This window comes from Ruminiclostridium sufflavum DSM 19573, assembly GCF_003208175.1.
GTDB classification, from domain to species: domain Bacteria; phylum Bacillota; class Clostridia; order Acetivibrionales; family DSM-1351; genus Ruminiclostridium; species Ruminiclostridium sufflavum.
In genome coordinates this window covers 163558-173452 of the sequence record NZ_QKMR01000009.1, presented here as the reverse complement: position 1 = coordinate 173452, position 9895 = coordinate 163558, and the positions used below count along the sequence as shown (strand labels likewise).

Here is a 9895-nt window from a genome sequence, read left to right as displayed (position 1 = left end):
TAGACCCCCGACCTAACACCCACAGCCACCTCTGGCTTGCTTTTGCCATAACGATACATTTACATTTTACCGTTGTCGATATAGCGAGTGCATTCAGTCGACTTCACCGAGCTTTTGACCCTGCAATTACTATCTTGCAACGCCAATCGGAGTATCAGGGTAGGCGTTTCGGGGCGTTACTCCATCATTCCACCTATCGAAGTTACAGTTAGACAAATTACTTTGTCCAGCCATTTTAACACTACACGGTCTAACGCCTATAGGGCTTAATCCTATAGGATAGTGGTTGCTGACTAACAAGTCGCGCCGTAGTTTTTATTAAGCTCAAATACAGTCCTTAAATAGACATATGTTTTTCCCGTTCCTGTTTCCATTTCTATATCGAAATCATACTGCTCTTCATTTAATGCCTTTGTCTGTACAAGTCCGTTTCTGAGCTGAACAGCCCTCAAATTTTTTAAAATATCCATTTCCCCCAGCTCAAGCCTGTTTCCAAAACCATTTTCGCTGCCCGGCATGCCTGTTGTGCCTGCATCGGCCGGAGCAGTAAAACCGGCTTTTACAGCTGCCTGTCCCCTGAACAAATCCACGACGGAAGAAACCGCTTGCTCCTGATATTCCAAATTTGCATCAAATTTCAGCTTCATTCAAGTATCTCCTAAATCGTAATAAATTCATCTACCCCTTCGTTTTTAAGTATTTCCTTAATATTAGCCTTACTGCTGTCATCGTAAAAGCCTCTATCCCTGAATACCACACGGCATATCTCCGGCTTAAGCTCTTTCAGAAGCCCTGATATGCCTCTTGCAACATCTGCTGTTATTTTATCCTCCAGACATATTATGAGCTCCGAGCCTGCCAGGTAGACTTTTCCGCCGGCCACAGCCAGCTCCTTTACAGGGTATGCAAGCTCAAGGCCATACTTCAGCATTACTTCATATACAATATCAAGCTCCGTTCTTCCGTCAACCTGCCGGTCAATAAAGTTCATTAAGCTCAGCTCCAAATTTTCATAGTCAGGCTGCCATTCCCTGACATTTGAGGTGTCCAGCTTAAACACCTTAAAGCCAATATCAACGTTCTGTATTTTTTCCGGGGTATTCTCTTTTTTTATTTTATTACCTGCTCTTCGGATTCTCTCTTTTCCTATTTCACAAATATTTTTGTAGCCGGCTTTACAGGCTTCATCCCTATTACCCGTTGGCTCCGGCAGCTGTACCATAATAAATTTCCGCCCGCCTCCATCCTCTGCATTCACTTGCATGACAGCATGTGCTGTTGTTGATGAACCGGAAAAGAAATCAAGAATCAGATCATTATCCTTTGTGGTAAACTTTACTAAAGCATTAAGCAGAGAAACCGGCTTTGAATATTCGAAAATATTACTCTCAAACAAACTGGCAATATTCTTTCTGGCATTGTCATTCGAGTATTCATTCTTAACAAATTCAAGAGTTGAAAGCGGTTTAGTTCTTTGCATATATGAAATATAAAATTCCCCGTTCTCATTCTTTTCAATAGCTGCCTTTTGATATGTCTTAGTATAAATACGTGAATATGTGTCATACTTCCTTACAACAATAAATCCATTTTTTAATCCAAAAGCAAATAGCTTTTTCCCCCATCTCCATGCCCAATCAGCCCTGTTATAACTTCCTTTCCGGCGCTCTGAGAATTTCTCTTGAGAATTTCCCGGATAATATGTCTCACCCTCAATTGTAATGGGATAATCCAATCCCGGACTATACTGCAAGCTATCATAATCCAACGGTTGGTTAACTTTATATAGTCCCCGTTCTTTAACAAATTCATCTTTATATTTAAATCCCTCATCAGTATGCTCCAGCAAATACAGCTTAGGACTGTCAGTTTTAGAGAAAAGCACGATAGTATCATTATTTCGGGCAACGGCCTCTGTGGATTTTCCCGCTCTCTTTGTAATCCTCGGAAAGCTTGCCAGAAAATTATCTTCTCCAAAAATCTCATTGCATATTTTTCTAAGATTAGCTGCCTCATTGTCATCAATACTTATAAAAATCACACCGTCATCGGCAAGTAAATTTCTTGCCAGCCTCAACCTAGGATACATCATATTCAGCCAGTCTGTATGGTATCTTCCGCTGGTTTCGCTGTTACTGCTTATATTTTTCCCTTCACTGTCCAATTGCCCTGTGACAGTCTTATAGTTTTCTATACTGTCTTTAAATTTATCAGGATAGACAAAATCCCTGCCTGTGTTATAGGGAGGGTCAATATATATCATTTTGACCTTATTGCTGTAGCTTTTCTGCAAAAGCTTCATAACCTCAAGGTTATCACCTTCAATATAAAGATTCTGAGAAGACTCCCAGTTCCGGCTTTCTTCCCTGCAGGGCCTTAACGTTCCCGCAGACGGAGTCTGAGCCATGCGCAAGGCTTTACCTTTACCATTCCATGTAAAGTTATACCTTTCATTGCTTGTTTCTATGTATTTACCGAGCATCTGCCGCAACTTGTCAAAATCAACCTTTCCGTCAGAAACTGCATCCGGAAAAATACTTTTCAGTTTTTTAATATTCTCAAGCGCTATATCAGCTGTTTCACCATTCAGCTTTATCTCTTTCATTAATATGTCCGCACCTCTCAAATATAAATAAGCTTCAATTCAATTGTTTTTTATAAAATATTCCACATGATACATTTATTACTTTTTATGGTATATATATTATACCAAAACAGCCGAGGAATCTCTATGCATAAAGTCCATCAAACTATTGAGAAATTAAGCATTTTTTTTGTACCATAAATATAGGAATTCCTCCATATAATATAAATTTTTTGTAAAAATCATAGAGAATATGAACTTAATAGTATATAATCGAAGTATAAGTATTCTATATCAATGCAGTTTTAGAAATTTAATTTAGGAGGCTGAAATGAAAAATAAATTTTGGATGGCCGCGGGCTTAACTGTTTTATTGGCTGGAAGCTCTATATTTCCTTCCTTTGCGGCAGTTGGAAATGACGAGGTTATAATATTAACCATCGGAAAGCCTGCAATGCTGGTCAGCGGAATTGAAAAAGCTATTGATTCAAATAGCAAGGTTACACCCGTATTAGTAAACGACACCACTCTGGTTCCTATCAGTTCCATAATTGAGGCCTTTGGAGGGCAAGTCAGCTGGGACAGCAAAAGCAAAAAGGTAACTATTACATACAATAAGAACAAGGTTGAGCTTTGGCTCAATCAAACCTCGGCTCTGGTGAACGGGAAAAAGGTTACCTCGACTGTCGCTCCCATGGAAATTAACGGAAGAACCATGCTGCCATTAAAATTTGTTTCACAAAATCTAGGCTTATCCGTAAACTGGGAGGGCAGTACCAAATCCATATCCATAGGTGCTCCCGGAGATTATGTGGCAAGTGTAGGCAGTGAAAAAATCAAAAAAGCTGAATTCAATATTTATTTAAGCAACGCAAAAAGCTATGTAACAAATTACATTTCACAAAATGCCGCTTCACTGACAGTAAAAGAAAACATGTGGGATACCGTCATTAACGATTCTACGGCAGCAGCCCTTGTAAAGGAAATGGCTCTGGATTATTCAAAGGAGCAGGCAATATTTTTATCAAAAGCAAAGGAAAATAAAGCTGTCTTAAGCGAGGAGGACCTTGCGAAAATCAACAGCTCAATATCTCAAATTATAGAGCAGGAAGGCAGTAAGGAAGCAGCCGAAAAAAAGCTGCAGGAATATTACGGCATAAGCCTTGCTGAATATACGCAGTTTCTAAAGGACTATGAATTGGCAAATAAAAATCTTCAGGAGGAAATTAATAAAATCACTATTTCCGAAGATGAGATTTTGAAAGCCTACGAAAATAACAAAGCCATGTATGATACGGTTACCGTAAAGCATATATTACTGCTGGCAGATTCAGACCAAAGTGATCAGGAGCAGGCAGAAATCAAGAAAAAAGCCGAGGAAATCTTATCAAAGGTAAATGCGGGAGCGGATTTTGCCTCACTTGCGGCGGAATATTCCGAAGACCCCGGCTCTAAGGATTCCGGCGGAGAATATACCTTCGGCAAGGGTGAAATGGTACAGGAATTCGAGGATTGGTCCTTTCAGGCAAAGGAAGGAGATACCGGCATTATAAAAACCTCATATGGATATCATGTTATGAAATTTGTAAAAAAGAGCTCCCTTGAAGATGCAAAGGAAGCTATCCGTTCTCAGCTTACAAGTGATGCCGCAGATTCATACATGGACAGACTGGTTTCCGAAGCAAAGTATATTGTTGTAAAAAACAAGAGTGTTTTTGATGCAATCGAGATAAAATAAAAGCAAAGCTTCCTTGCAGGGGGTGATGTATTGTCACCCTTGCAAGGAAGCTTCTATTTAACGACCCCTATACCGGCTTAGCCTTTCGCTTGATTCAGCTTTTTCAATATTTTTTCAATCTCCAAGCCGTGTACGCCGCATGCCTCCTCCAATGTTTCCGCCTGTGAGGAAGGACAGCCGAGGCAGTGCATTCCTGCTTCCATCAATACCCTTGCATAATCCGGATTTATTTTTAGTATGTCACCTATAATCATATCTTTTGAAACAGCTGCGCCTGCTTCCTTTTCTTCATCACCTAAAAACATTTTCAAATCGTCCTCCACATTTGTAATTCCTCCGATTCCGAAATTTTCAACCAATATCTTTGCTACATTCGGAGAAAGGAATGCCGGCAGGGTAGGCCCAAGGTGTATATTCTTAACACCCAGATGCAATAATGAAAGAAGCACTATAACTGCTTTTTGTTCATACCATGCAATATTAAAGGCAATAGGCAGCTTGTTGATGTCATCAAGTCCGAATACTTCCTTCAGCTTCAGTGCAATTACTGCCAATGAATACGAATCGTTGCATTGTCCCGCATCAAGAACTCTCGGAATACCATTAATTTCACCCAGCTCCAGTTTGTTGTACTTATATTTAGCACAGCCCGCAGTCATAATTACAGTATTCTTCGGAAGTGCTTTTGCAAAATCAGTATAGTAATTTCTCGCCTTCTGGCGTCCGTCACAGCCTGCCATTACAAAAAACTTTCTGATAGCACCCGTTTTTACGGCATCAACAACCTTGTCCGCCAGTGCCAGAACCTGCTTGTGGGCAAATCCTCCTACAATTTCCCCTTCCTCTATCTGAACAGGCGGTTTACAGGCCTTAGCCATTTCTATTACAGCCGAAAAGTCCTTATTGCCGTTTTCATCCTTCTCAATATGAGTGCATCCGCTAAAGCCTGCAGAACCTGTGGTAAATAATCTTGCCTTATAGGAATCCTTTGGGGGTACTATACAGTTTGTTGTCATAAGGATTGGTCCGTTAAAGCTTTCAAATTCCTCTTTTTGCTTCCACCATGCATTTCCGTAGTTACCTGTAAAATTGCTGTATTTCTTGAATTTCGGATAGTAGTGGGCAGGAAGCATTTCAGAATGTGTATATACGTCAATTCCTGTGCCCTGTGTTTGCTCAAGGAGCTGCTCCAGATCCTTGAGGTCATGGCCTGAAATTAATATACCGGGGTTTTTGCCTACTCCTATATTCACCTTTGTAATTTCAGGATTACCATAGGTTGAAGTATTTGCAGTGTCAAGCAGCGCCATCCCGTCAACGCCGAATTTTCCTGTTTCAAGGGTAAGGGCTGTCAAAGCCTCTGCGCTTAAGCTGTCATCCAAGGTTGCCGCCAGTGCCCTTTGCATAAATGCATTGATTGCCTCGTCATCGTAGCCCAGCTCATTTGCATGCTTCATATATGCGGCCAGACCTTTGTTTCCATAGATAATAAGTTCCCTGAGGCTTCTGATATCTTCATTTTTTGTAAAAAGAACTCCTGCCTCTTCCGCCTTTGAATCTAATTCCTCTTTCGTTGTTCCGTTCCACAAGGCTGCCGGATGCATGGCTTCCTTATTTTTCGTTTTTTTCAGTAAAGCCTCTTTTAGCTTCAAGGTATCCCGCACTCTTTGATAAATTACCTCTTCGTCAAAGTTGGCATTTGTAATTGTTGTAAACAGGCTGAGGGTAATGTGATGATTCACATCGGGAGAAACACTCTCTCCCTGCGCTCTTAATGCAGTCGTAACGATACTCAAGCCCTTTGTCGCATAAATCAATAAATCCTGTGTCCTTGCAAGCTCCGGTGACTTTCCGCATACACCGGAATTTGTGCAGCCTGTACAGCCTGCTGTCTCCTGACATTGATAACAAAACATTTTATTTTCCATATTTATCTATCTCCTTTTAATTTATTTTGAGATTAATGTGCTTGATTTGTTTTACAGACTTAGTATAATAGAATTAACTATCCTATGCTGTAGCCTCAGCTACATTTTTTTGCCAAAGTTAATTACTATCAAACTGCGTTCAAAATTAGCTTAAAAGCTTAATTCGCTGAAAAAACGATATTCTATCGTTGCGAAGGCTTGAACCGTAATTGACCTTAGTCAATTACTATCGGATAAATAAACTATGCAACCGTCAGATAGTTTGGGGCAAATATTTAAATCGGAGGTATAAAAATTGGAAGCTTACATTCCCGTATTATCAAAATGCACGCTGTTTAAAGGAATTGCAGGCGAGAACCTCGGAGCTCTCCTATCCTGCCTTTGTTCATATACCAGAAGCTATAAGGATAACGAATATGTATTCTTCGCAGGAAATCAGATTAATCATATTGGAATCCTTGTATCAGGCTCGGCGGAGATTATAAAGGAAAACCTTGCAGGCAACAGGCATATAATGGCTTTTCTTGATCCTGCTCAGATTTTCGGGGAAGGAATTGTATGTACCGCTCAGAGGATTTCTCCTGTTACAATCAGGGTAAAGGAGGCTGCCGCAATACTATTTATTCCTTATGAAAGGATAATCAAGAGCTGCGGTAATTCATGCAGCTTTCATGTTCAGCTTATACAGAATATGATGATGATTTTAGGACAGAAAAACTATAATCTTAACAATAAAATCGAGCTGCTTGCTTTGAAAGGAATGCGGGAAAAGCTGGCGGCTTATCTTCTGACCGAATCAAAAAGCAATAACAGCCTTAGCTTCAATATAACTCCAAATAGAAATGAGCTTGCCGAATATCTGAATGTCTCCCGCACCTCGATGTGCCGTGAGCTTGCTAAAATGAAGGAGGAAAATATTCTGGACTACTACCAGAATTCCTTTAAAATTCTGTCTGCGGAAGCACTTAAGAAATGCCTGATGTAGAAAAGCTGCTTTCGCTTAACAGCGCAATATTTACAGGTCTGAAGCAACCACGGGAAATACTGCGGCTCTGTTAATTTTTCGAAAGCAGCCTCTTTTAACAAAGAATTTTTTAAGGTGTTAGGTTTTTAAGCTTAAGCCAGAAATTCTTTTATTTTCTTATAGATACCGTCGGCATCAAGACCGTATTTTACCAGCAGCTCCTTTGCAGGGCCTGATTCTCCGAATACATCATTCATACCGATTTTCATCACCTTTGTCGGTGCATTCGCAGCCAGGCAATCACATACTGCACTTCCCAATCCGCCGATAACAGAATGCTCTTCAACGGTTACTACCTTACCGGTTTCTTTTGCCGCCTTTATAATCAGTTCTTCATCTAAAGGCTTAATTGTATGAATATTTATAACCTTGACCTGAATACCGTCTGCTGCCAATTTTTCAGCCGCAGCCAGACTTTCTGAAACCTCAAGGCCTGTGGCAACTATTGTAATATCTTTTCCCTCTCTCAAAACAATGCCCTTTCCAAGCTCAAACTTATAGTCGGCATTATCATTAATCACAGGAACTGCCAGTCTTCCGAATCTCAGATAAACAGGGCCCTGATGGTGATATGCGGCATAAACGGCAGCTTTCGCCTCCACGTCATCAGACGGGTTGATTATTGTCATTCCAGGAATTACTCTCATTAAGGCGATATCCTCATTGCACTGATGGGAAGCTCCATCTTCGCCAACTGAAATTCCGGCATGTGTAGCGCCTATTTTTACATTCAGATGAGGATATCCTATGGCATTACGTACCTGCTCAAAAGCACGTCCTGCGGCAAACATTGCAAAAGTACTTATAAAAGGAACCATGCCTGTTGTTGCCATTCCGGCTCCTATAACGGTCATGTTAGCCTCTGCAATACCACAGTCTATATGCCTTTCCGGAAATGCCTTCTGAAAAGTATCTGTCTTTGTAGCTCCCGCAAGGTCAGCATCCAATACTACTAAATTATCATATTTTGCACCCAATTCAGCCAATGCTTTTCCATAGCTTTCTCTTGTAGCAATTTTTTTTATTTCTGGCATAAGGCTTCACCTGCTTTCTCCAATTCTTTCATTGCAATTGCATATTCCTCGTCGTTAGGGGCCTTTCCATGCCACCCTGCTTTGTTTTGCATGAACGAAACACCTTTTCCTTTTATGCTCTTTGCTACAATGGCAGTCGGCATTCCCTTTGTCTGTCTTGCTTCATTAAAGGCAGACTCAAGAGAATCAAAATCATTTGCATCCGCATTGATTACATGGAAATTAAATGCTTCAAACTTTCTGTCAATAGGGTATGGTGAGCATACATCACTGATACAGCCGTCAATTTGCAAATTGTTGTTATCAACAATTACTAAAAGGTTATCCAATTTTCTATGTCCGGCAAACATTGCCGCTTCCCATATCTGGCCTTCCTGAAGCTCTCCGTCTCCCATAAGGGCATAAATGCGGTGATTCTTGCCGGTTAATTTAGCAGAAAGCGCCATACCTACTGCCGCAGAAACGCCTTGTCCCAATGAACCGCTTGACATATCCACTCCCGGAATATGCTTCATATCCGGATGTCCTTGAAGGTATGAGCCTACATGACGTAAGGTTTTCAAATCCTCTACCGGGAAATATCCTCTGTGAGCCAGTGTAGAATATAGCCCCGGAGCCACATGCCCTTTTGACAGAACAAACCTGTCCCGGTCTTCCTTATTGGGATTCCTTGGGTCAATATTCATTTCCTTAAAATAAAGATAAGTAAAAATATCCGCCGCAGACAAAGATCCGCCCGGATGTCCGCTCTTTGCACTATGCACTGCCGTTACAATTCCTTTACGGATTTCATTTGCAATCTTTTGTAATTCTAATTTTTCCATATTGCTGCTCCTTTTTAATGCTTTTTTGTATAATAACATTTTTTACTAAAGTGAAACAATACCTAAAGCAAAATTAAAACTTAATAAGCAAAAATAAAACACACACACAATACTTTCTAAAATAAAGTCAATTACCAGAGGCTAAAAAACAGCTTAGGCTTGGAATCCCCAATAACCGAGCCACAGGCAACCAACCTATAAAAATATGTCTGAAATAATACAGAAACAATCCATTCTGACATAGTATATCATAAATAATAAAATCTTTTAATATCAAATGCTTAATCCCACTAAAAAACGATATACTTGATATTCTGATTATTGCTAAGGCTTGAACTGTTATTGACCTTAGTCATCTTCAATTCTTCCCCATATTATTTGTATTTATGTTTCTTACCTGCTTTTTGATTTTGTTGTAGCAAAGCTTTACTTGTCCTCTGATATGTATTTCCATCAGAACACCACTTTATTATATTACAAAACCTCATATTATTCTACATTTAATTTGCATTTATCTCCCTTAATATACGGGCTTTAAAAACCGAAAAAATGAATTAAGCTTTAAAGCGGCCTTTTAAAATGCTTGTTTTATGCTTTTTACACCAAACAATAAAAGCTCCGTTGCCGGAGCTATAACAAAAATTATAAAAGAAGAGGAAACAGTCAATTATTACCGGCTTGCACCGAATTGACTCAATGAAAAGGCTATGGTTATATAATAGCCCCAGTATGTTAATAATTTTTGATTGTTTCGTGAATTCTA

At 39.9% G+C, this 9895-nt stretch carries 7 protein-coding genes; 2 read left to right on the top strand and 5 right to left on the bottom strand.

The window, feature by feature from the left end:
- Positions 1-293: 293 nt before the first annotated feature.
- Together LY28_RS09345 and LY28_RS09340 are read right to left on the bottom strand one after the other, a co-directional pair.
- On the bottom strand, positions 294-647 hold the full coding sequence (locus tag LY28_RS09345; RefSeq protein WP_110461913.1) for a DEAD/DEAH box helicase family protein: 354 nt from the start codon (positions 645-647) through the stop codon (positions 294-296).
- A gap of 11 nt (positions 648-658) precedes the next feature.
- Complete coding sequence (locus LY28_RS09340; protein ID WP_110461912.1) at positions 659-2605, bottom strand: site-specific DNA-methyltransferase; 1947 nt, start codon at positions 2603-2605, stop codon at positions 659-661.
- A 310-nt stretch (positions 2606-2915) separates the two neighbouring features.
- Here LY28_RS09340 and LY28_RS09335 point away from each other — a divergent pair, with 310 nt between their 5' ends.
- On the top strand, positions 2916-4322 hold the full coding sequence (locus tag LY28_RS09335) for a stalk domain-containing protein (RefSeq protein ID WP_110461911.1): 1407 nt from the start codon (positions 2916-2918) through the stop codon (positions 4320-4322).
- Positions 4323-4399: 77 nt separating this feature from the next.
- Here LY28_RS09335 and hcp read toward each other — a convergent pair whose 3' ends face one another.
- A complete protein-coding gene (hcp, locus tag LY28_RS09330) occupies positions 4400-6250 on the bottom strand; it encodes a hydroxylamine reductase (protein ID WP_110461910.1) in 1851 nt (616 codons plus the stop codon).
- 295 nt (positions 6251-6545) lie between these two features.
- Between hcp and LY28_RS09325 the strand changes: the two genes are divergently transcribed.
- Positions 6546-7235: a Crp/Fnr family transcriptional regulator gene (locus LY28_RS09325; RefSeq protein WP_110461909.1), complete on the top strand. Its 690-nt coding sequence runs from the start codon at positions 6546-6548 to the stop codon at positions 7233-7235.
- Positions 7236-7366: 131 nt separating this feature from the next.
- Here the strand turns inward: LY28_RS09325 and LY28_RS09320 are convergent, their stop codons facing one another.
- Together LY28_RS09320 and LY28_RS09315 are read right to left on the bottom strand one after the other, a co-directional pair.
- Positions 7367-8308 (bottom strand): transketolase family protein, encoded by a 942-nt coding sequence (locus tag LY28_RS09320; RefSeq protein ID WP_110461908.1) that lies wholly within the window; start codon positions 8306-8308, stop codon positions 7367-7369.
- The gene (locus tag LY28_RS09315) at positions 8296-9132 is read right to left on the bottom strand and encodes a transketolase (protein WP_110461907.1); all 837 of its coding nucleotides are present in this window, start codon (positions 9130-9132) and stop codon (positions 8296-8298) included. Before LY28_RS09315 ends, LY28_RS09320 begins: the two co-directional genes overlap by 13 nt.
- Between the last annotated feature and the right edge of the window lie 763 nt (positions 9133-9895).